The sequence below is a fragment of the Cellulomonas rhizosphaerae genome (assembly GCF_003470205.1).
Classification (GTDB): Bacteria; Actinomycetota; Actinomycetes; order Actinomycetales; family Cellulomonadaceae; genus Cellulomonas; species Cellulomonas rhizosphaerae.
The window spans coordinates 13,852-32,315 of record NZ_QWKP01000192.1 but is presented as its reverse complement, the minus strand read 5'-3'; the positions used below and the strand labels follow the sequence as shown (position 1 = coordinate 32,315).

General features: G+C 73.1%; 26 protein-coding genes. 15 read left to right on the top strand and 11 right to left on the bottom strand.

What is annotated here, in order from left to right; all coding sequences use genetic code 11:
- From D1825_RS09755 to D1825_RS09745, 3 genes are all read right to left on the bottom strand, one after another.
- A partial coding sequence (locus D1825_RS09755; RefSeq protein WP_233549795.1) for an AI-2E family transporter occupies positions 1-509 on the bottom strand: 509 nt, incomplete at its 3' end.
- Positions 510-618: 109 nt separating this feature from the next.
- Positions 619-1,047 carry a ribonuclease HI gene (gene rnhA, locus D1825_RS09750; protein ID WP_118767231.1) on the bottom strand — a complete coding sequence of 143 codons (429 nt, stop codon included), beginning with the start codon at positions 1,045-1,047 and terminating at the stop codon, positions 619-621.
- Positions 1,048-1,073: 26 nt separating this feature from the next.
- Positions 1,074-1,664 carry a sugar O-acetyltransferase gene (locus D1825_RS09745; RefSeq protein ID WP_118767224.1) on the bottom strand — a complete coding sequence of 197 codons (591 nt, stop codon included), beginning with the start codon at positions 1,662-1,664 and terminating at the stop codon, positions 1,074-1,076.
- Between the two features lie 174 nt (positions 1,665-1,838).
- Here D1825_RS09745 and D1825_RS09740 point away from each other — a divergent pair, with 174 nt between their 5' ends.
- The 3 genes from D1825_RS09740 to D1825_RS09730 all read left to right on the top strand — a co-directional run bounded on the left by D1825_RS09740 (position 1,839) and on the right by D1825_RS09730 (position 4,418).
- Positions 1,839-2,669 (top strand): CPBP family intramembrane glutamic endopeptidase, encoded by an 831-nt coding sequence (locus D1825_RS09740; protein WP_118767223.1) that lies wholly within the window; start codon positions 1,839-1,841, stop codon positions 2,667-2,669.
- A 93-nt stretch (positions 2,670-2,762) separates the two neighbouring features.
- Positions 2,763-3,182 (top strand): YciI family protein, encoded by a 420-nt coding sequence (locus D1825_RS09735; protein ID WP_118767222.1) that lies wholly within the window; start codon positions 2,763-2,765, stop codon positions 3,180-3,182.
- 3 nt (positions 3,183-3,185) lie between these two features.
- On the top strand, positions 3,186-4,418 hold the full coding sequence (locus tag D1825_RS09730) for an RNA polymerase sigma factor (RefSeq protein WP_118767221.1): 1,233 nt from the start codon (positions 3,186-3,188) through the stop codon (positions 4,416-4,418).
- A gap of 4 nt (positions 4,419-4,422) precedes the next feature.
- Here D1825_RS09730 and D1825_RS09725 read toward each other — a convergent pair whose 3' ends face one another.
- The 3 genes from D1825_RS09725 to D1825_RS09715 all read right to left on the bottom strand — a co-directional run bounded on the left by D1825_RS09725 (position 4,423) and on the right by D1825_RS09715 (position 6,681).
- Complete coding sequence (locus D1825_RS09725; protein WP_325051479.1) at positions 4,423-4,671, bottom strand: hypothetical protein; 249 nt, start codon at positions 4,669-4,671, stop codon at positions 4,423-4,425.
- A gap of 131 nt (positions 4,672-4,802) precedes the next feature.
- A complete protein-coding gene (locus D1825_RS09720) occupies positions 4,803-5,789 on the bottom strand; it encodes an aldo/keto reductase (protein WP_118767220.1) in 987 nt (328 codons plus the stop codon).
- Positions 5,790-5,817: 28 nt separating this feature from the next.
- Positions 5,818-6,681 carry a helix-turn-helix transcriptional regulator gene (locus tag D1825_RS09715; RefSeq protein WP_118767219.1) on the bottom strand — a complete coding sequence of 288 codons (864 nt, stop codon included), beginning with the start codon at positions 6,679-6,681 and terminating at the stop codon, positions 5,818-5,820.
- Positions 6,682-6,782: 101 nt separating this feature from the next.
- Here D1825_RS09715 and D1825_RS09710 point away from each other — a divergent pair, with 101 nt between their 5' ends.
- From D1825_RS09710 to D1825_RS09690, 5 genes are all read left to right on the top strand, one after another.
- Positions 6,783-7,829: a zinc-binding dehydrogenase gene (locus tag D1825_RS09710; RefSeq protein ID WP_199721555.1), complete on the top strand. Its 1,047-nt coding sequence runs from the start codon at positions 6,783-6,785 to the stop codon at positions 7,827-7,829.
- A gap of 2 nt (positions 7,830-7,831) precedes the next feature.
- A complete protein-coding gene (locus D1825_RS09705; RefSeq protein ID WP_233549793.1) occupies positions 7,832-8,230 on the top strand; it encodes a (R)-mandelonitrile lyase in 399 nt (132 codons plus the stop codon).
- 2 nt (positions 8,231-8,232) lie between these two features.
- The gene (locus tag D1825_RS09700; RefSeq protein ID WP_118767218.1) at positions 8,233-8,556 is read left to right on the top strand and encodes a carboxymuconolactone decarboxylase family protein; all 324 of its coding nucleotides are present in this window, start codon (positions 8,233-8,235) and stop codon (positions 8,554-8,556) included.
- Positions 8,553-8,927, top strand: coding sequence for a DUF2255 family protein (locus D1825_RS09695; protein ID WP_118767217.1), 375 nt, complete (start codon positions 8,553-8,555; stop codon positions 8,925-8,927). The genes D1825_RS09700 and D1825_RS09695 overlap by 4 nt, the downstream gene beginning before the upstream one ends.
- Positions 8,928-9,053: 126 nt before the next feature.
- Positions 9,054-9,431 (top strand): VOC family protein, encoded by a 378-nt coding sequence (locus D1825_RS09690; protein ID WP_147356260.1) that lies wholly within the window; start codon positions 9,054-9,056, stop codon positions 9,429-9,431.
- A gap of 132 nt (positions 9,432-9,563) precedes the next feature.
- Here D1825_RS09690 and D1825_RS09685 read toward each other — a convergent pair whose 3' ends face one another.
- Entirely contained in the window at positions 9,564-10,058 is a 495-nt protein-coding gene (locus D1825_RS09685) for an FBP domain-containing protein (RefSeq protein ID WP_118767215.1), read from the bottom strand.
- Between the two features lie 354 nt (positions 10,059-10,412).
- Between D1825_RS09685 and D1825_RS09680 the strand changes: the two genes are divergently transcribed.
- The 3 genes from D1825_RS09680 to D1825_RS09670 are packed head-to-tail and all read left to right on the top strand — an operon-like array spanning position 10,413 to position 12,063.
- The gene (locus tag D1825_RS09680) at positions 10,413-11,243 is read left to right on the top strand and encodes a tryptophan-rich sensory protein (RefSeq protein WP_118767214.1); all 831 of its coding nucleotides are present in this window, start codon (positions 10,413-10,415) and stop codon (positions 11,241-11,243) included.
- A gap of 29 nt (positions 11,244-11,272) precedes the next feature.
- Positions 11,273-11,737: an SRPBCC domain-containing protein gene (locus tag D1825_RS09675; protein WP_118767213.1), complete on the top strand. Its 465-nt coding sequence runs from the start codon at positions 11,273-11,275 to the stop codon at positions 11,735-11,737.
- Positions 11,734-12,063 (top strand): ArsR/SmtB family transcription factor, encoded by a 330-nt coding sequence (locus D1825_RS09670; RefSeq protein WP_118767212.1) that lies wholly within the window; start codon positions 11,734-11,736, stop codon positions 12,061-12,063. Before D1825_RS09675 ends, D1825_RS09670 begins: the two co-directional genes overlap by 4 nt.
- Here the strand turns inward: D1825_RS09670 and D1825_RS09665 are convergent.
- Together D1825_RS09665 and D1825_RS09660 are read right to left on the bottom strand one after the other, a co-directional pair.
- A complete protein-coding gene (locus tag D1825_RS09665) occupies positions 12,045-13,802 on the bottom strand; it encodes a gamma-glutamyltransferase family protein (protein ID WP_118767211.1) in 1,758 nt (585 codons plus the stop codon). The two genes, D1825_RS09670 and D1825_RS09665, sit on opposite strands and share 19 nt — an antisense overlap.
- A 35-nt stretch (positions 13,803-13,837) precedes the next feature.
- Positions 13,838-14,329 carry a GNAT family N-acetyltransferase gene (locus tag D1825_RS09660; protein ID WP_118767210.1) on the bottom strand — a complete coding sequence of 164 codons (492 nt, stop codon included), beginning with the start codon at positions 14,327-14,329 and terminating at the stop codon, positions 13,838-13,840.
- A 76-nt stretch (positions 14,330-14,405) separates the two neighbouring features.
- Here D1825_RS09660 and D1825_RS09655 point away from each other — a divergent pair, with 76 nt between their 5' ends.
- The gene (locus D1825_RS09655; RefSeq protein WP_118767209.1) at positions 14,406-14,780 is read left to right on the top strand and encodes a VOC family protein; all 375 of its coding nucleotides are present in this window, start codon (positions 14,406-14,408) and stop codon (positions 14,778-14,780) included.
- A 9-nt stretch (positions 14,781-14,789) separates the two neighbouring features.
- The gene (locus D1825_RS09650; RefSeq protein WP_118767208.1) at positions 14,790-15,080 is read left to right on the top strand and encodes a DUF1905 domain-containing protein; all 291 of its coding nucleotides are present in this window, start codon (positions 14,790-14,792) and stop codon (positions 15,078-15,080) included.
- Here the strand turns inward: D1825_RS09650 and D1825_RS09645 are convergent, their stop codons facing one another.
- Positions 15,081-16,097 (bottom strand): S66 family peptidase, encoded by a 1,017-nt coding sequence (locus D1825_RS09645; protein ID WP_118767207.1) that lies wholly within the window; start codon positions 16,095-16,097, stop codon positions 15,081-15,083.
- Between the two features lie 12 nt (positions 16,098-16,109).
- On the bottom strand, positions 16,110-16,949 hold the full coding sequence (locus D1825_RS09640; RefSeq protein WP_118767206.1) for a helix-turn-helix transcriptional regulator: 840 nt from the start codon (positions 16,947-16,949) through the stop codon (positions 16,110-16,112).
- A gap of 122 nt (positions 16,950-17,071) precedes the next feature.
- Here D1825_RS09640 and D1825_RS09635 point away from each other — a divergent pair, with 122 nt between their 5' ends.
- Complete coding sequence (locus D1825_RS09635; protein ID WP_118767205.1) at positions 17,072-17,848, top strand: SDR family NAD(P)-dependent oxidoreductase; 777 nt, start codon at positions 17,072-17,074, stop codon at positions 17,846-17,848.
- A gap of 33 nt (positions 17,849-17,881) precedes the next feature.
- Positions 17,882-18,436, top strand: a complete 555-nt coding sequence (locus D1825_RS09630) for a hypothetical protein (RefSeq protein ID WP_118767204.1) — start codon at positions 17,882-17,884, stop codon at positions 18,434-18,436.
- The last annotated feature ends 28 nt before the right edge of the window (positions 18,437-18,464 follow it).

Here is an 18,464-nt window from a genome sequence, read left to right as displayed (position 1 = left end):
CGGCTCAGGACGTTGCCCTGCGTGTCGCCGAACAGCGCGTGCGCGCCGTCGTAGCGGGCGGCGTCGACCGCCATGAAGATCACGTAGGTCACGACGACGAAGAGTGTCGTGAACACGCCGACCACGGCGCCGCTGAGCGAGGTCGCCACGCCCAGCAGCTGCGAGGGCTGCAGCGCGGAGGTCGCCTGGTCGATCGAGCTCTGGTCGACGCCGATCGTGCCGAGCCACGTGCCGATGTCGCTGACCTGCGCGCGAAGCTCGGGCATGAAGTCGGTGACCAGACCGGTGAAACGGATGCCGGCGAAGACGAGCATCGCGATCAGTGCCAGCAGGATGAGGTAGACCACCACGATGACCGCCGTGGTCGCCGCCGCGCGCGGCCAGCCGCGGCGCTCGAGCGGGTGCCGGATGGGGTGGACGATGATGACGAGCACCGCCGCGAGGAACAGCGGGGCGAGCACCTCGCGCGCGGCGTGGATCCCGGCGAGCGACACGACGGCCACCGACACGAACAGCAGCGTGCGGGTCGCGGGCGTCAACGCTTGGGGCGATGGAGCCTGGGGCGAAGCCATCGGGCGCTCATTCCGTCGGGGTGTCCGGGCAGACGCACCCTAGCGGTCAGCCCCGCGCGCGGACCTCGTCGACACCGCGGTTGGCCAGCTGGTCGGCGCGCTCGTTGCCGGGGTCGCCGGCGTGACCCTTGACCCACACCCAGCTCACGGTGTGCCGGGCGAGCTCGGTGTCGAGCGCCTGCCAGAGCTCCTGGTTCTTGACCGGCTTCTTGTCCGCGGTGCGCCACCCGTTGCGCTTCCAGCCCGCCATCCAGGAGGTCACGCCGTTCATCACGTACTTCGAGTCGACGTGCAGGACCACGTCGCACGAGCGGTTGAGCGCGCGCAGCCCCTCGATGACGGCGGTCAGCTCCATGCGGTTGTTCGTCGTGACCTCCTCGCCGCCGAACAGCTCGCGCTCGCGGTCGCCGGACCGCATCCACGCGCCCCAGCCGCCGACGCCCGGGTTGCCCTTGCAGGCCCCGTCGGTCCACATCTCGACCCTGGTCCGGTCGGCGTCGGTCACGCGGGCTCCTCGTCGACCGGGCGCAGCACGCGGCACGGCACGCCCACGGCGACGACGCGCGGCGGGATGTCCGACGTCACGACGCTGCCGGCCCCGATGACGCTCCCAGCGCCGATCGTGACGCCGGGCAGGATCACGACGTTCGAGCCGATCCAGACGCGGTCCTCGATGCGCACCGGGAGCGAGAACTGCTTGCCGCCCGCCCGCTCCTCGGGCACGACCGGGTGGCCCGCGGTCGAGACCGTCACGTTGGGCGCGAACATCACGTGGTTGCCGATGTAGATGTCGGCGTCGTCGACCAGCACGAGGTTGAAGTTCGCGTACAGGTGGTCGCCGACGTGCACGTGCGAGCCGTACGAGACGTGGAACGGCGGCTCGATCCACGGGCCCTCACCCACCGAGCCGAGCAGTTCCTTCAGGATCTCCGCCCGCCTGGCGGTCTCGCTCGGGCGCGTGTGGTTGAAGTCGTAGGTCAGCTCCTTGCCCGCGACGCGCTCGGCCTCGAGCGCCTCCAGGCCGGGGCCGAAGTCGACGTACAGGCGCCCGTCGTTCATCCGCCCGCGGACGTCGTCGTACTCGTCGGTCATCACATGCTCCTTCGTGGTCGACGACATCATCGCGCGAAGTAGGTGCCCCCGGGTGTCACGTGGGGCGGCACAGCCGGACGCAGATGCGCGACGCGAGCCTCTGACCAGGGGTAGCGCATCGCCTCGGCGTCGGTCAGGGTGGAGTCCCGAGCCCCTCGACGGCAGGAGTCGCCCGTGACCGAGATCGAGACCACCTCCGGCTGGAAGGCCTTCTGGGAGCGCGGCGGGTTCTGGCGGGCGGTGCTGCTCGCGGTCGTCTACATCGCCCTGTACCTCGGCTTCGGCGTGCTCGACGCCGCCCTGTTCGGCGACAACGTCGACAAGGACGACCTCTTCTCGTCGGCGCAGAGCGTGGCCTTCGGCCTCCTGCTCCCGCTCGTCTTCGGCTCGATCCTGCTCGCTGCGTTCGCCGCCTCGCTCGGGTGGTTCCCCCAGCTCTTCGCCCGGCAGCAGATCCGCGGGCGCGGCTGGATGTGGCTCGCCCCGATCCTCGTCGTCGCCGCGGTCGTCCTGCGCCTGCTGGGCATCGACTACGGCTCGTACGCCTCCGGGGTCGTCGCCACGACGTTCGTCGCCGGCCTCTTCATCGGCTTCGCCGAAGAGCTCCTCACGCGCGGCTTCGCGGTGAAGATGCTGCGCGACGCGGGACGCTCCGAGCGCGCTGTCATGCTGCTCTCGTCACTCATCTTCGCGTTGCTGCACTCGACCAACGTGCTCTCCGGCCAGGACATCGGCGTGGTGGCCGTGACCGTCGTCTTCGCGTTCGCGTTCGGCATCCTCATGTACCTGACGCTGCGCGCGACCGGGAACCTGATCTGGCCGATGCTCATCCACGGCCTGTACGACCCGACCCTGTTCCTCGCCTCGGGCGGCATCGACACCACGGACGGCGGGAGCTCGAACGGGTTCCTCACCGCGGCCGCACCGGCCAACTTCCTGTTCATCGTGCTGGCGATCGTCGCGCTGTTCCTCGTCAAGGGGCACCGGGAGAAGACGTCGGCATAACTGGTCCGCGCGTCGTGTCGATCCGGCGGTACCCCCGTTCGACCTAGGGGTGAGAGGGTCCGAGAGGGAACCCGCACACGTCAGGAGACGACCATGAAGTACATGCTCATCATGCGCGCGAACGACGAGGCGCTCGCCTCGTTCCAGGACATCGACTTCAACGACGTCCTCGAGGCGATGGGCCGCTACAACGACTCGCTCATCTCTGCGGGCGTGCTCGTCGCGGCCGAGGGCCTTGACGACGCGGCCAAGGGCGTCGTCATCGACTTCTCCTCCGAGCCGCCCGTGGTCAGCGACGGCCCCTACGGCGAGACCAAGGAGCTGTTCGGCGGCTTCTGGATCCTCGACGTCGCCTCGCAGGAGGAGGCCGTCGAGTGGGCCAAGCGCGCCCCCATGAACGGACCCGGGCTCAAGACCGAGATCCGCCGCGTGGCCAGCATCGACGAGTTCCCGCAGGACAACGAGTGGGTCGCCAAGGAGCGCGCGTGGCGCGAGTCGACGGGGCAGCTGTGACCCGTGGCAGGCCGTGACGAGGTGGCGGCGGTGTGGCGGATCGAGTCCGCACGCATCGTCGCCACCCTCGCCCGCTACACCGGCGACTTCTCGCTCGCCGAGGATCTCGCGCAGGAGGCGTTCGCCTCGGCGCTCGTCTCCTGGCCGCGCGACGGTGTGCCCGCGAACCCGGCGGGCTGGCTGCTGACGGTCGGGCGACGCCGGGCGGTGGACACGTTCCGGCGCCGTGCAGCGCTCGACGAGCGGTACGCGACACTCGCGCACGAGCCCGCGCCGGCGGGGGCCGACCTGCTGTGGGATCCCGACGAGATCGACGACGACGTGCTCGCGCTGATGTTCGTCGCGTGCCACCCGGTCCTCTCGCGCGAGGCCCAGGTGACGCTGACCCTGCGCGTCGTCGGCGGCCTGACCAGCGCCGAGATCGCGCGCTCGCTCCTGGTCCCCGCCGCCACGGTCCAGGCGCGGATCACCCGGGCCAAGAAGACGCTCGCCGCGGCCCAGGTCCCGTTCGCAGTGCCCGCGCCGGAAGAGCGCCGCGCGCGGCTCGCCGCGGTCCTGAGTGTCGTCTACCTCGTGTTCACGGAGGGCTCGTCGGCCAGCTCGGGATCGGACTGGATCCGCAGGGACCTGGCGCACGAGGCGATCCGGCTCGCGCGCGTGCTGGCCCGGCTGGTGCCCGACGAGCCCGAGGTGCTCGGCCTGCTCGCGCTGCTCGAGCTCACCGCCGCGCGCTTCCCGGCCCGCCTCGACGAGGACGGCGAGCCGGTCCTGCTCGAGGCCCAGGACCGGCGCCGGTGGGACCGGTCGGCCGTCCGGCGCGGACGCGGGGCGCTGGCCACCGCGGGGCGCGTCGGCCGCGGCCTCGGTGCCTACGGCGTGCAGGCCGCCATCGCCGAGTGCCACGCGGTCGCGCCGTCGGTCGCGGAGACCGACTGGGAGCGGATCGTCGTGCTCTACGAGGCGCTCGGCCGGCTCGCACCGTCGCCGGTCGTCGAGCTCAATCGGGCGGTCGCGGTGTCGATGGCGAGCGGTCCCCGGGCCGCCCTCCCGCTCGTCGACGCGCTCGTCGCGGACGGTGCGCTGCCGGGCTCGCACCTGCTGCCGAGCGTCCGCGGCGAGCTGCTGCTCCGGCTGGGCCGGGACGACGAGGCACGGGCCGAGATCGAGGCCGCCGTCGCGCTGTGCGACAACGACCGCGAGCGCGCCCTGCTCCGCCGCAAGCTCGAGCCGGCGTGAGGAGTCAGACCGCGACCACCTGCACGTCGTCCTCGTACGTGACCCGGCCGGGCGCATCCGTCGTCAGCCGCACCCAGGCGACGCCGTACCGGTCGAGCAGGTCGAGGTATCCCGCGGTCAGCTCCAGGAGCTCGTCCGCCGTCTCCTTGAACCACGCCCTGGCGCCGGGGTTGGCGGCCCGGTCGTAGCAGTCGGGGACGACGGTCGTCGGGTCGACGTACGCCGCGTCGCACCGCGCGTTCGAGTCCCGCAACCATCGCGCGTCCGCGTCCGACAACCGGCCCTCGCGGGCCAGGCCGTTGGCCAGGGCGAAGACGCCCGGGTACGTGCCGCGGGCGTTCGGGGTCGCGCTCTGGAAGCGGATGAGCTGCGTGGTGACGGCGGTCAGAGTCCCACCATCGCCATGCCCGCGTCGTTGTAGCGGTTGCCCACGACGCCGATGCGCGCCGCGACGGCGTCGAGGTCGGCGACCTCGTCGGCCGAGAGCGCGAGCGCCGCGGCACCCGCGTTCTCCTCGATGCGCGAGAGCCGCCGCGTCCCGGGGATCGGCACGATCCACGGCTGCTGCGCGAGCAGCCACGCGAGCGCGACCTGCCCGGGCGTCGCGCCCTTGGCGGTCGCGAGGTCGCGCACGTGCGCGACGAGCGCCTGGTTGGCGTCGCGGCTCTCGGCCGCGAACCGGGGGATCGTGGAGCGGATGTCGCCCGCCGCGAACTCGGTGCTCGCGTCGACCGTGCCGGTCAGGAATCCCTTGCCGAGCGGGCTGAACGGCACGAAGCCGATGCCGAGCTCGGCGCAGGTCGGCAGCACGGCCGGCTCGGGGTCGCGCGTCCACAGCGAGTACTCGCTCTGCACGGCGGTCACGGGGTGCACGGCGTGCGCCCGGCGGATGGTCGAGGCGCCCGCCTCCGAGAGGCCGAAGTGCCGGACCTTGCCCGCCGCGACGAGCTCGCCGACCGCGCCGGCGACGTCCTCGATCGGCACGTCGGGGTCGACGCGGTGCTGGTAGTACAGGTCGATGACGTCGATCCCGAGCCGCGCGAGCGACTCGTCGGCGACCTTGCGGATGTGCTCGGGCCGGCTGTTCAGCCCGACCGACCGGCCGCCCTCGATGCGCCAGCCGAACTTCGTGGCGATGACGACCTGGTCGCGCACGGGCGCGAGCGCCTCGCCGACGAGCTCCTCGTTGACGTAGGGGCCGTAGACCTCGGCCGTGTCGACGAGCGTGATGCCGCGCTCGACCGCGCCCCGCAGGACGCCGATCATCTCGTCGCGGTCGCCCGGGTTGGGGCCGTAGCCCTGGCTCATGCCCATCGCGCCGAGGCCGATGGCCGAGACCTGCAGGCCCTGTCCGAGTGTGCGTGCGTGCATGGCAAAGCCTCCGGTTGTCAGGGTGAGATCAGTGGGCGTCGACGGCCTGCGTCGCCGCCCAGCTGGCGAGCATCGCGAGGGCGTCGGCGGTGGGGCTGCCCGGCGGGGCGGTGTAGACGAGCATCGTCAGGCCCGGCGCCTGGGCGATGGGCAGGGTGTCGTACATGAGGTCGAGGCGCCCGACGACGGGGTGGTTGATCTTCTTCGCGCCGCCGCGGTGCAGGTGGACGTCGTGGCGGGCCCACCGCACGCGGAACTCGTCGCTGCGGGTGGACAGCTCGCCGATCAGCGCGGTGAGCTGCTTGTCGTAGGGGTTGCTGCCCGCGGCGACCCGCAGGATGCCGACGGTGTCGTCGGCCGCCCGCTGCCAGTCGACCCAGAAGTCGCGCGAGCGCTCGTCGAGGAACGCGAAGCGCGCGTGGTTCGCCGGCTGGCCGGGGTCGCGGAAGAGGTCGTCGTACAGGGCGTGGCCCAACGGGTTCGTCGCGAGGATGTCGAGGCGGTCGTTGCGAACCACTGCCGGGGCCCCGGTCATGGCCGCGAGCATCGCCTGCACGCTGTCCGGGACCGCGGGCGTGGGGCCCCGACGACGCGCGCGGGCCGGCCGTGGCGACGCCGCGCGGGCGAGGTCCTGCAGGTGGATCCGCTCGGCCTCGTCGAGCTGCAACGCGTCGGCGAGCGACTCGAGGACCTGCTCGGAGACGCCCGCGAGGTTCCCGCGCTCGAGGCGCACGTAGTAGTCGGACGAGACGCCGGCCAGCATGGCGACCTCCTCGCGGCGCAGCCCCGGCACGCGCCGGTTCGTGCCGTAGGCCGGCAGCCCCGCCTGTGCGGGCGTGATCCTCGCTCGCCGGGTGGCGAGGAAGTCACGGATCTCGTCGCGGTTGTCCATGGCTCGACCGTACGGCGGTGCGGCACGACGAGACAGGCCCTGCTGGTACCTGGCACGACAGGGACTCCCACACCCCGGCGGGACGGGGTTGCATCGAACCCATGAGAGCAACCTTCCTGCACGGCGCCGGCGACGTCCGCGTCGAGGACGTCCCCGATCCCACGATCCTCCAGCCCACCGACGCGGTCGTCCGCGTGGTCCGGGCGTGCGTGTGCGGTTCCGACCTGCACCCGTACCGCTCGATGGCGGCCGCGGCCCACGGCTCCGCGATGGGCCACGAGTTCCTCGGCGTGGTCGAGGCGGTCGGTGCCTCGGTCGTCACGGTGATGCCCGGCGACTTCGTCATCTCGCCGTTCGCCTACCAGGACAACACCTGCGCGTTCTGCCGCGACGGTTTCCAGACGTCCTGCGTGCACGGCGGCTTCTACGGCCACGGCGACGTCGGCGGTGGCCAGGCCGAGCTCGTGCGCGTGCCGCAGGCCGACGGCACCCTCGTCCAGCCGGGCATCGCGCTCGCGGACGCCGACGAGGCGATGCTCGCCTCCCTGCTCACGCTGTCCGACGTCTTCCTCACGGGACACCACGCGGCCCACATGGGCGGCGTCGCGCCGGGTCGCACGGTGACCGTCATCGGCGACGGGGCGGTCGGCCTCTCGGCCGTGCTCGCCTCCAAGCGGCTCGGCGCGGAGCGGATCATCCTCATGGGCCGCCACACGTCGCGCACCGACCTGGGCGTCGAGCTCGGCGCGACCGACGTCGTCCCCGAGCGGGGCGCGGAGGGCGTGGAGCGCGTGCTCGACCTCACCGGCGGCGAGGGCAGCCACGTGGTGCTCGAGGCGGTCGGCCACATGCCGGCGTACGAGCAGGCCTACGGCGTGGTTCGCCCGGGCGGGTCGATCAGCCGCGTCGGCGTGCCGCAGTACGAGGACGCACCCGTCGGCTTCGGCTCGCTGTTCGGCAAGAACGTGGTCCTGTCCGGCGGGCCCGCACCGGTGCGCGCCTACATCGAGGACGTCCTGCCCGACGTGCTGTCCGGCCGGATCAACCCGGGCCGCGTGTTCGACCGGACCGTCGCCCTCGACGACATCGCCGCCGGCTACCAGGCCATGGACGCCCGCGAGGCGCTCAAGGTCATGGTGGTGATCTGACCGTGGAGATCACCCCGCTGCCGCCCACCGCCAAGGGCCCGGACGCGATGTTCACCGGCGACGTCTGGTTCGACGTGCTCGCCGCTCCGCCCGTGCCTGCCCGCATCCGCGTCAACACGGTCCGCTTCGCGCCCGGCGCCCACACCTTCTGGCACCGCCACGCGCGCGGCCAGACGCTGCACGTCACCGAGGGGACCGCGCGCGTCGGCACCCGCGACGGCCGGGTGCTCGAGGTGAGGCGCGGCGAGACGATCTGGACGCCGCCCGGCGAGTGGCACTGGCACGGCGCCGCGCCGGAGACGTTCATGACCCACCTCGCGATGTGGGAGGTCGCGGACCCGGACGAGGGTCCGGACACTGAGTGGGCCGAAGCAATCACTGACGACGAGTACGGAGCCTGACCATGACCGAGCCTTCAGTCGCGCAGCGCCTCGTCGGCGACATCGCGCCCAAGCTGGCCCAGCTCACCGACGACGTCGTGTTCGGCGACGTGTGGGCCCGCCCCGAGCTCGCGCGCCGCGACCGGTCGCTCCTCACTGTCGCGGCCCTCGTGACGAACGGCAGCACCGAGCAGCTCGTCGCGCACCTGCGCATCGCGCAGGGCAACGGGCTCACCCAGGACGAGCTCGTCGAGGCGATCACGCATCTCGCGTTCTACGCGGGCTGGCCGCGCGCGATGTCGGCGATCGCCGTCGCGCGCACCGTGTTCGCCGAGGAGCGGGCATGAGCGCCTGGACCGCGGCCGACCTCGCCCGCGTCGACGAGGCCGACGAGCTGCGGATCTCCTCCTACCGACCGGACGGGACCCTGCGGCCCGGGGTGACCATCTGGGCCGCGCGCGTGGGGGACGACGTCTACGTCCGCTCCGCGCAGGGCCCGGGCAACGGGTGGTTCCGCCGCGCCGTCGCCGCCGGCCGCGGGCACGTCAGCGTGGGCGGTGTCGAGACCGACGTCGACTTCGCGACGCCCGACGACGCCGTCCACGCCGACCTCGACGCGGCCTACCACGCGAAGTACGACCGCTACGGCCCCGGCCCGGTCGGCGCGGTCACGGGCCCGACGGTCCCGGCCGTCACCCTCCGCCTCGACCCCCGCTAGGTCGGCCCAGGGCCGCCGACCAGGTCCCTACGCACGCTTCCGCGCCCGGAACCGTGCACAGCAACCTGTTCGGCGGGCCAGGCGAGCCGGGTGGCGCGGGGCCCGCGGGCGAGGGAGGGTCGCCGGGTGCACAGGATCATGCTCCGTGAGGTCATCGTCGACGCGCCCTCGTCGGCTTTTCAGGCCGTGGCCACGTTCTGGGCGGGCGCGCTCGCGGCCTCGCCGCACCCCGTGGCGGGCGAGCCCGAGTTCGTCTCGCTGCACGACCCGGCGTCGCTCCCGCACGTGGCGGTCCAGGACATCGGACCCGACGCGACGCCCCGGTTCCACCTGGACATCGAGACCGACGACATCGAGGCCGAGGTCGCCCGGCTCACCGGCCTCGGAGCGACGGTGCGCGCCAGACGCCCGACCTTCGTCGTGATGAGCGATCCGGTCGGTCTGCTGTTCTGCGTGCTCCCGCCGTCGTCCGACGAGTTCGCGACCCGCTCCCGCGAGGTCTGACGAGGTCACCCTCCGCCTCGACCCCCGCTAGGCCGGCTGGTCCCGCCGAGCAGGTGGTGACGCACGCTTCCGGTCCGGGAACCGTGCGCAACCACCTGCTCGGGCTGACCGCCGCCGGCGGACGGGGGACCGTCAGAGCTCGCGGAGGACCTCGCGGGCGAACTTGAGCGAGCGGTCCTGCAGGCCGGCCGTGCGGCGCGCGATGACGCCGGCGGGGTCCTGGCCGGCCTCGATGATCGTCGGCTTGCGGCGGACGTTGGCCGAGCAGTCGAAGTTCGTGCAGATCAGCGTGCCGATCGTGTCGCCCTTGCGACCCGCGGCGCCGGCTCGGCGCGCGACGTACATCGACACGTCCTCGGTGGCGTAGACGTCCTCGCACCACGCGCACACGGCGCGCTTGCGGGTCGCGGCGCCCTCGGGCGAGCGCAGGGTCACGCCGACGAGCTCGCCGTCGACCTCGAGGACGACGTACGCGCGCAGCGGCGCCTTGCGGTCGATCCACCCGAGGTAGTCGAGGCGGTCCCAGCGCAACGTGGCCAGGTCGGTGGGGAGCGTGACCTCGGCGGCCTCGCGGCGGGAGCAGTTCACGAAGGACGCGCGGATCTGCTTCTCGGTCAGGGGGTTCATGGTGTTCTCGGCTCTCGTGCGGCAGGGTGCCGTCGCGTACGACGGCGGTGGACGGGAGACGTCCGCTGGGTGCGCCGAGTGCACCGACCGATGGGTCGGTGTGCCGCCGTGGAGGCGTCAGGCGTGCTGAGCGGGCGTCCGGGTCCCGGCTGAGCAGGCCAGGACGGCCGCCCCGCTTTCCTGCTGCATCGTGATGCGCCCTGTCGTTGAAGAAGCTGTCGTCGAAGAAGCTGTCGTCGAGAGTGCCGCGAGCTCGTCGCGCGGCGCCATCCATGATGCGCCGCGAGCGTCGCCAGGTCCAACTGCTTTGCCTTCCCGGGATGCCGCCGAGGGCAGGGCTTGGCACCCTGAAGCATGACGACGACGACGGCAGTGCAGCCCACGACCTCGAGGGACCGCGTCCGGCAGGTCACCGTCCTGCTCGGCGCAGTGGTCGCGATCGGCGGCGCCGCGGTGGGCTCGGGAGCGTTCGGCGGGCAGGCGATCGCGGATGCTGCGGACGGCGCGCTGTCGGCGACGGCCACCCCGCTCGCGCCCGACAGCCCGGCGTTCTCGATCTGGTCGCTCATCTACCTGGGCCTGGCCGTGTTCGCCGTGGTGCAGGCGCTGCCGCGCCACGGCGCCGACCCGCGACTGCGGGCCGTGTCGTGGTGGGTGCTCGCCTCGATGCTGCTGAACGCGGTGTGGATCGGGGTGGTCCAGGCGGGCGCGCTCTCCGCGAGCGTGCTGGTCATCCTCGTGCTGCTCGCCGTCCTGTCCCTGCTCCTGGTCCGCCTGACGCGGATCGACCACACCCGGCCGGTCGCCTCGGTCGTGACCGACACGACCGTCGGGCTGTACCTCGGGTGGGTCAGCGTCGCGGCGCTCGCGAACATCGCGGCGTTCCTCGCGGACGCCGAGGTCGGCGATCTCGGGCTCGGGGCGACGGGGTGGTCGGTGGTCGTCCTCGCCCTGGCCGCGGTGCTGTCCGTCGCGTACGCGGTGTTCGGACGGCGTCGGCCGACAGTCGTCGTCCCGGTCGGCCTGGCGATGGCGTGGGGACTCGCATGGATCGCGATCGGCCGGCACGACGGCCCGCTCGTCGACGACACGGTGGCCGTGGCCGCCGCCGTCGCCGCGGGTGTCGCGCTGCTGGCACCGATCGTCGCGACCGTCGTCGACCGCTTGCGCCGGGGCGCCCGCTGATGCAACTCTGAGGTTGCAACAGTGCCCCCATGAGGAGATCCATGCAGCCCGCAGTCGTCGACACCGAGAGCTACACCGTCAGCCGCACCCTGCGCATCGAGGCGAGCTGCGAGCGCGTCTGGGCGGCGCTGACCCGCGACGACCTCATCTCCCAGTGGTTCGGCACGAGCGCCTCGCTGCCGGACCTGACCCCGGGCGGCCTGGGCACGTTCGGGTTCGAGGGCTACGGCGAGTTCCCGGTCCGGGTCGAGGAGGTCGACGAGCCCGTCGCCTTCGCGTTCACGTGGGGGACGCGCGACGAGCCCATCCGCGCCGACAACTCCACGCTGGTCCGGTTCTCGCTCGTCGCCGACGGCGCCGCGACGGTGCTCAGCGTCGTCGAGAGCGGTTTCGGCCTGCTGAGCCGCGACCCGCTCGAGGCCATGCAGTCCAACCGGCAGGGCTGGACCGACGAGCTCGACGAGCTGGTCGCCTACCTGGAGGGCTCCGCATGAGCGACACCCTGGTCCCCGTGTTCGCCGCGCTCGCGGACGACACCCGCTGGGCCGTCCTGCAGGAGCTCGGCCGCAGGGAGCAGTCGGCGTCTGCCCTGGCCACGCGCTTCCCGGTGACCCGGCAGGCCATCGCCAAGCACCTGGCCGTGCTCGCGGACGCCGGGCTGGTCGAGCCGGTGCGCGTGGGCCGCGAGGTCCGCTACCGCGCGCTCGGCGCCCGCCTGAGCCAGACCGCGCAGGCGCTCGAGGCCATCGGCGTCGAGTGGGACCGCCGTCTCGCGGCGATCAAGCGGATCGCGGAGGAGCCTCAGCGCCCCACGGCGTAGCCCTGCATGCCGCGCGGGTTCGCGGCCGCGACCAGCATCCCGTCGGCCCGGATCCCCGCGGCGCTGAGCCGGCCGAGCGTCCACGGTCCGGCGACCTCGACCGCGTGCCCGCGTGCCGCGAGCCCGTCGAGCACCTCGTCACCGAGCCGCGACTCCGCGACCACCCCGAGCGGCACGTGGCCGCGCGGGTAGAACGAGCTCGGTACGTGCTCGGAGTGCCACATCGGGGCGTCGATCGCCGCCTGCAGGTCGAGCCTGCCGACGAGGTGGCGCAGCAGGAACGGCACGGTCCACTGGTCCTGCTGGTCGCCGCCCGGCGTGCCGAAGGCGAAGCCCGACCCGTCGTCGTCGAGCACCATGCCCGGGCTGAGGGTCGTGCGCGGCCGCTTGCCCGGAGCGAGGCTGTTGGGCAGGCCGGGCTCGAGCCAGAACATCTGGGCCCTCGTCGGCAGCGCGAACCCCAGGCCGGGCACCACGGGGCTCGACTGCAGCCATCCGCCGGACGGGGTCGCCGAGACGCGGTTGCCCCAGCGGTCGACGACGTCGACGTGGCAGGTGTCGCCGGGGCTCAGCCCGATCGAGGACACGGTCGGCTCGCCCGTGCCGGCGACCGCGTCGCCGAGCCGCTCGACGAGCGCCAGCCGCGGGATGCGGCCGTCGGGTGTGCCGGGGACGAGCCCGTCGGCCGCGGTCGGCCCGACGAGGCGCGCGCGCTCGGCCGCGTAGCCCGACGAGAGCAGCGTCTCGAGCGGGACGTCGGCGTCGTCGCCGTACCAGGCCTCCCGATCCGCGAACGCGAGTTTCGCGACCTCGAGCACGGCGTGGACCCCGTCGACGTCCTCCACCGAGTCGATCCCGAGGGCCTCGAGCATCGCGAGCTGCTGCAGCAGCACCGGACCCTGGCCCCACGCGCGGGTCTTGTGGACGGTGCGCCCGGCGAACCGGATCGACGCGGTCGCCTCCTCGGTCGCGCGCCACCCGGCCAGGTCGTCGGCCCGCAGGAGGCCCGCGTGGTCCCGGCCCGACGAGTCGCGGACGGGCGTCGCCACGAACCCGTCGATCGCCTCGGCGACGAACCCCTCGTAGAACGCGCGCCGGGCGGCGTCGATCTGCGCCTCGCGGTCGGGACTGGCGGCCCGGGCCTCGCCCAGGAGGCGGTCGAACGTGTCCGCGAGCGCCGTGTTCGTGAACAGCGTGCCGGCCTCGGGCGCCGCGCCGTGCGGGAGGTAGACCTCGGCCGAGGTGGGCCAGTGCTCGGCGAAGTGGTCCGCGACCGCGCCGATCGTCCGGGTCGCCGCGGGCACGATCGGGTAGCCGTTGCGGGCGTACCCGATGGCCGGCGCGAGCACCGCAGCCAGCGGGAGCGTGCCGTAGCGCGCGAGCAGGTCGAGCCACGCCCCGAACGCGCCGGGCACCACCGCGGCGAGGTGGCCCGTGCCGGGCACGAGGTCGAGGCCCAGGTCGGCGTACGCGTCGATGGTCGCGGCGGCGGGCGCCGTGCCCTGGCCGCAGACGACGAACGTGTGCCCATCGGCCGCGCGGTGCCCGATGATCGGCGCGTCGCCGCCCGGCCCGTTGAGGTGCGGCTCGACCACCGAGAGCGTGAACCCGGTGGCCGCAGCCGCGTCGAACGCGTTGCCCCCGGCCTCGAGGATGCGCATGCCGATCGCGGACGCCAGCCAGTGCGTCGAGGCGACCATGCCGAACGTGCCGGACAGCTCGGGGCGGGTGGTGAACATCCCCCGATCCTCACCCATCACGGCGGTGCCGCGCGTCAGCCGTCCTGCAGCTGCCGCAGCATCGTGTCCGAACCGCCCGACCGGCCGACGACGACGAAGCCGCGCGACTCGTACAGCCGCCGGGCCACGGTGTTGCCGTCCTCGACGCTCAGGCTCACCGCCGGGTGGCCCGCGGCCCACAGCTGGTCGAGGCACGCGTCGAGCAGCTTCGAGCCCACGCCCTGACCGCGGTGCTGGGCCAGGACCCCCATGCCGAGCTCGGGCACGTCGTCGGCGACGAACCCGTAGCCGGCCTCCGTCGCGGGGACCACGCGGGCCCACGCGGCCCCGGCGGGCGTGCCGTCGTCGGCCTCCGCGACCGTCCCGAGGTCGGTCGGCCGCTGCCAGCCGGCCAGGTGCCGGGAGTGTGCGGGATCGGTCTGGACCTGCGCGAGAGTCACGCGGGTCTCGCCCGTCCAGTTGAAGGCCTCGACCAGCAGCTCCTCCAGCAGGTCGAGGTCGGACGAGGTCGTCGGGCGCAGTCGCATGACATCCATGGTGCACGGGGGTAGCGCGTGTCGGAGGTCGGGTCCACGCTGGGAGTCCCGACGAAGGAGGACGACGATGCCCCTCACCGAAGCGTTCAGCGGCTACTCGACGAACGACGTGCCCGCCGCAGCGACGTTCTACGCCGACGTGCTCGGCATCGAGACCTCCCAGGACAACGGGATGCTCGTGCTGCACTTCTCCGGCGACCGCGACGTGCTCGTCTACCCCAAGGGCGACGCCCACGAGCCCGCCAGCTTCACGGTCCTCAACTTCCCGGTCGACGACGTCGCGGCCACGGTCGCCGACCTGCGCGCCAAGGGCGTGGAGTTCGAGCGCTACGAGGGCACGCCGGTCGAGACCGACGAGGACTTCGTGTTCCGCAAGGGTGGCCCCGAGATCGCCTGGTTCACGGACCCGGCGGGCAACGTCCTGTCGCTCATCGCCCGCTGAGCTCCACGCATGCAGCTCCAGGTCACGGGTGAGGTCTGGTACTGGCGCGGGCCCGCGCCCTTCCACTTCGTCACGCTCCCCGAGCCGCTCAGTGCGCAGATCCGGGCCGTCGCCCCGGCGCTGACCTACGGCTGGGGGATGATCCCGGTCGTCGCGACGATCGGCGAGATCACGTTCGAGACGTCGATGTTCCGCAAGAACGAGCTCTACGTCGTGCCGATCAAGAATGTCGTGCGCCACGGCGAGGGCATCGAGGTCGGCGACACCGTGACCATCGACCTGGTGATGACCCCGCGCTGACTACGGCACGAGCGCCTGGGCGATCGTCGACCCGTCGCCCGTGTGGGTCACGGTGGCCAGCGCTCCGTTGACCAGGCTGAGCTGCGGCGCGAGGTGCCCGAAGTCGACGTCGGCGATCAGCGGGATCCCGAGGTCGCCGAGCGCGTGGCGCGCGGCGTCGTGGTGCGTGTACCCGGGCAGGTCCGGGCCTGGCGTCCGTCCGATCAGCACGGCGGTGGCGCGCTCGAACCAGCCGGCGTAGCGGAGCTGGAAGAGGCGGCGCGCGGCGTCGGCGGCGTTGCCCTCGGCGGACTCGAGGTAGACGACGAGCCCCTCGGGCGCGTCCCACGCGGCGAGGTCGCCGTACGGGGTGCCGACCAGGTGCGTCACCGTCTCGAGGCAGCCGCCGATCAACCGCCCGCGCACCTCGACGTCGCCCGTCGCGTCGAGCCGGGTCCAGCCGCCCGGGGTGTCGACCGCGTACTCGTCGGCCGTGGGGTGCGTCTCCCAGTCGTCGTACCCGCTCGCCCGGTAGCGCACCGCGGCGCCCTGAAGCAGCGTCGCGCCGGGCTCGGCCGTGACGACGTCGGTCCAGCCGAGCAGCGGCTCGGGCACCCGGTACGGGGTGTCCATGAGGTTGGCGCCGTGCACCGTCGCGACCCCGGTGAGCAGGGTCAGCGGGACGAGCAGCGTCGAGGTGTCGGAGAAGCCGACGAGCCATGTCGGGTCGTCGGCCAGGGACGCCCAGTCGATCCGGTCCAGCAGGTCGATCGCGACCTCGCCGCCCCACGGCGGGACGACCGCGCGCACCTGCGGGTCGCGCAGCATCCCGACGAGCTCGTCGGCCCGCGCGGACGCCGGACCGGCGGCGATCCCGGAGCCGTCCATCTGCTCGCCGACCCGCGTGCGCCAGCCCCGCCCGCGCACCGACTCCAGCGCCACCTCGAGGCGCGGGCGGTACTCGGGTCGCACCCCGGCGGACGGCGAGGTCACGCCGACGACGTCGCCGGCGACGAGCGGGCGCGGGTAGAGGGTCACGTCGCGAGTCTGTCAGGCCGTCGTCATCCGCTGCGATCCGATGACGGCGAGCAGCCCCAGCCGGTCGGCGTCCGGCGAGCCGGGCGTCGCGGTGAACACGAGCAGGCGCTGGCCGCTGTCGGTGTCGAGCAGCGTCTGGCAGTCCAGCGTGAGCACGCCGACCTCGGGGTGCTGGATCCGCTTGGTGCGCGCGTGCTTGTCGTCGACGTCGTGCTCCGCCCACACGGCGGCGAACTCCGGGACGTCCGACAACGCGGCGACGAGAGCCGCCGCCCGCGAGCCGCGTCCGCCGCGCGCGTAGGCCGCCCGCAGCTCGGCGGTGAACGTCCGACCGCGCTCCGGCTGGTCCTCGACGGGGTAGACGTCGCGCGAGGTCGGGTCGGTGAACCAGCGGTAGACCGTCGACCGGGCCGGCCCGGTGAAGTGCGTCTGCTCGCCGAGCAGGGCGACCGCGAGCGGGGTCTGGACGAGGGTCTCGCCGAGGTCGGTGATGACCTGCGCCGGGGTGTCCTGCAGCCGGTCGAGGATCCGCAGGATGCCGGGCGCGACGTGCTCGTCGCGCGTCGCGCGGGCCGGCGCGTGGTGGCCCGCGAGTTGGAACAGGTGGTCGCGCTCGGGGAGCGTCAGGTGCAGGCCACGGGCGATCGCGGCGAGCATCGGCTCGGACGGCGTGGGCCCCCGCCCCTGCTCGAGGCGCCCGTAGTAGTCGGTCGACATCCCGCACAGCGCGGCGACCTCCTCGCGGCGCAGGCCCACGGCCCGGCGGCGCTGCCCGCGCGGCAGGCCGACGTCCTCCGGCTGCATCGCCTCGCGGCGCGTGCGCAGGAAGTCGGCGAGCTGGGTGCGGTCCATCGGGCCATCGTCCCCCGCCCGCGTGACCGCAACCAGGGATCGCCGATCCCCGGATGGGTGCGGCCTGGTTGCCGCGGGCTGGCCGCCGCAGCATGGAAGGACACCACGACGGAAGGTTCCTCATGTCCCAGCGCATCGCCCTCGTCACCGGCGGCTCCCGCGGCCTCGGCCGCGCCACCGCCCTCGCCCTCGCCGACTCCGGCGTCGACGTGATCCTCACCTACCGCTCGGGCGCCGAGCAGGCCGCCGAGGTGGTCGCAGCCATCGGCGCGGTCGGCCGACGAGCCGTCGCGCTTCCTCTGGAGACGACCGACCTGGCCTCGCACGCGGCGTTCGCGGAGCAGGTCCGGACCGCGCTCGCGGACATCTGGGGCCGCGACTCGTTCGACCAGCTGATGAACAACGCCGGCTCGTCGGGCGAGACCCCGATCGGCGCGACCGACGCCGACGAGGTGCAGCGCCTGTTCGACGTGCACTTCCGCAGCGTCGTCATGCTCACCCAGGAGCTGCTGCCACTGCTGGCCGACGAGGGCCGCATCCTCAACGTCTCGACGGGCCTGACCCTCAACCTCGTCAACCCGGCGTACTCGGTCTACGCGGCGATGAAGGCCGCGGTCGAGGTGTACAGCCGTTACCTGGCCAAGTCGCTGGGCGCGCGGGGGATCGCGGTCAACGTGCTGGCACCCGGCGCGACGGCGACCGACTTCGGCGGCGGCAGCATCCGTGACAACGAGCAGTACCGCGCGGGCATCATCGCGTCATCCGCGATGGGCCGCGTCGGGGAGCCCGACGACATCGGCCGCGCCGCCGCCGCGATCCTGTCCGAGGGCATGGGCTGGGTCACGGGGCAGCGGATCGAGGCCGCGGGCGGCCAGGGGATGGGCTTCGTCGGGCGGTGACGGCGCACTTGTGCGGGCGCCCATACTGAACGGGTGACCATCAACGAGATCTCGGCTCTGCCCGACGAGCAGCTCTACCGCATCCCCGGCGGGGCCAAGCTGCACATCCGGGGCTGCCGACACCTCTCGGGCGCCAAGCCGGGTGCGGCGACCCTCGCGACGAGGCCGGAGATCAACAGGATCCCGGTGTGCTCGTCGTGCCAGTCGAACCTCGGCGGCGAGGGCCGCACGGCGTACGCCGAGTTCGACGAGGCCCTCGAGGCGTTCCACGCGCCGGTGGCCAACCGGCCCCGCATGCGCGAGATCTTTGCGAGCGTCGAGCACGCGCGGATCTGGATCCCCTACTCGGGGACCTACATCGCGGTCGCGCCCGAGGAAGGCCAGGTCGCGGCCTTCTTCAACAAGGGCTTCGTCGACGTGCACGCTGCGGGCGGTGGCTACGAGACCGAGACGCTCCCGCACACGACGACGGCGCCGAGCAAGACCACCGCGACCAAGGCAGTCGCCCTCGAGGCACCGCCTCAGCTGTGCCCCGGCTGCTGGACCGTGCTGCCGTCGAGCGGCCAGTGCGACGGCTGCGCGCTCTGACGAACCGGTAGCGCCCTCGGGCACCTGG

Coding starts and splice junctions, on each gene's coding strand:
- D1825_RS09670 (WP_118767212.1), top strand. CDS start 11,734: ATGAGCGACACCCTGGTCCCCGTGTTCGCCGCGCTCGCGGACGACACC.
- D1825_RS09720 (WP_118767220.1), bottom strand. CDS start 5,789: ATGCACGCACGCACACTCGGACAGGGCCTGCAGGTCTCGGCCATCGGC.
- D1825_RS09675 (WP_118767213.1), top strand. CDS start 11,273: ATGAGGAGATCCATGCAGCCCGCAGTCGTCGACACCGAGAGCTACACC.
- D1825_RS09655 (WP_118767209.1), top strand. CDS start 14,406: ATGCCCCTCACCGAAGCGTTCAGCGGCTACTCGACGAACGACGTGCCC.
- D1825_RS09715 (WP_118767219.1), bottom strand. CDS start 6,681: ATGGACAACCGCGACGAGATCCGTGACTTCCTCGCCACCCGGCGAGCG.
- D1825_RS09665 (WP_118767211.1), bottom strand. CDS start 13,802: ATGTTCACCACCCGCCCCGAGCTGTCCGGCACGTTCGGCATGGTCGCC.
- D1825_RS09650 (WP_118767208.1), top strand. CDS start 14,790: ATGCAGCTCCAGGTCACGGGTGAGGTCTGGTACTGGCGCGGGCCCGCG.
- D1825_RS09695 (WP_118767217.1), top strand. CDS start 8,553: ATGAGCGCCTGGACCGCGGCCGACCTCGCCCGCGTCGACGAGGCCGAC.
- D1825_RS09635 (WP_118767205.1), top strand. CDS start 17,072: ATGTCCCAGCGCATCGCCCTCGTCACCGGCGGCTCCCGCGGCCTCGGC.
- D1825_RS09680 (WP_118767214.1), top strand. CDS start 10,413: ATGACGACGACGACGGCAGTGCAGCCCACGACCTCGAGGGACCGCGTC.
- D1825_RS09640 (WP_118767206.1), bottom strand. CDS start 16,949: ATGGACCGCACCCAGCTCGCCGACTTCCTGCGCACGCGCCGCGAGGCG.
- rnhA (WP_118767231.1), bottom strand. CDS start 1,047: ATGTGGACCGACGGGGCCTGCAAGGGCAACCCGGGCGTCGGCGGCTGG.
- D1825_RS09710 (WP_199721555.1), top strand. CDS start 6,783: ATGAGAGCAACCTTCCTGCACGGCGCCGGCGACGTCCGCGTCGAGGAC.
- D1825_RS09735 (WP_118767222.1), top strand. CDS start 2,763: ATGAAGTACATGCTCATCATGCGCGCGAACGACGAGGCGCTCGCCTCG.
- D1825_RS09685 (WP_118767215.1), bottom strand. CDS start 10,058: ATGAACCCCCTGACCGAGAAGCAGATCCGCGCGTCCTTCGTGAACTGC.
- D1825_RS09660 (WP_118767210.1), bottom strand. CDS start 14,329: ATGCGACTGCGCCCGACGACCTCGTCCGACCTCGACCTGCTGGAGGAG.
- D1825_RS09700 (WP_118767218.1), top strand. CDS start 8,233: ATGACCGAGCCTTCAGTCGCGCAGCGCCTCGTCGGCGACATCGCGCCC.
- D1825_RS09745 (WP_118767224.1), bottom strand. CDS start 1,664: ATGACCGACGAGTACGACGACGTCCGCGGGCGGATGAACGACGGGCGC.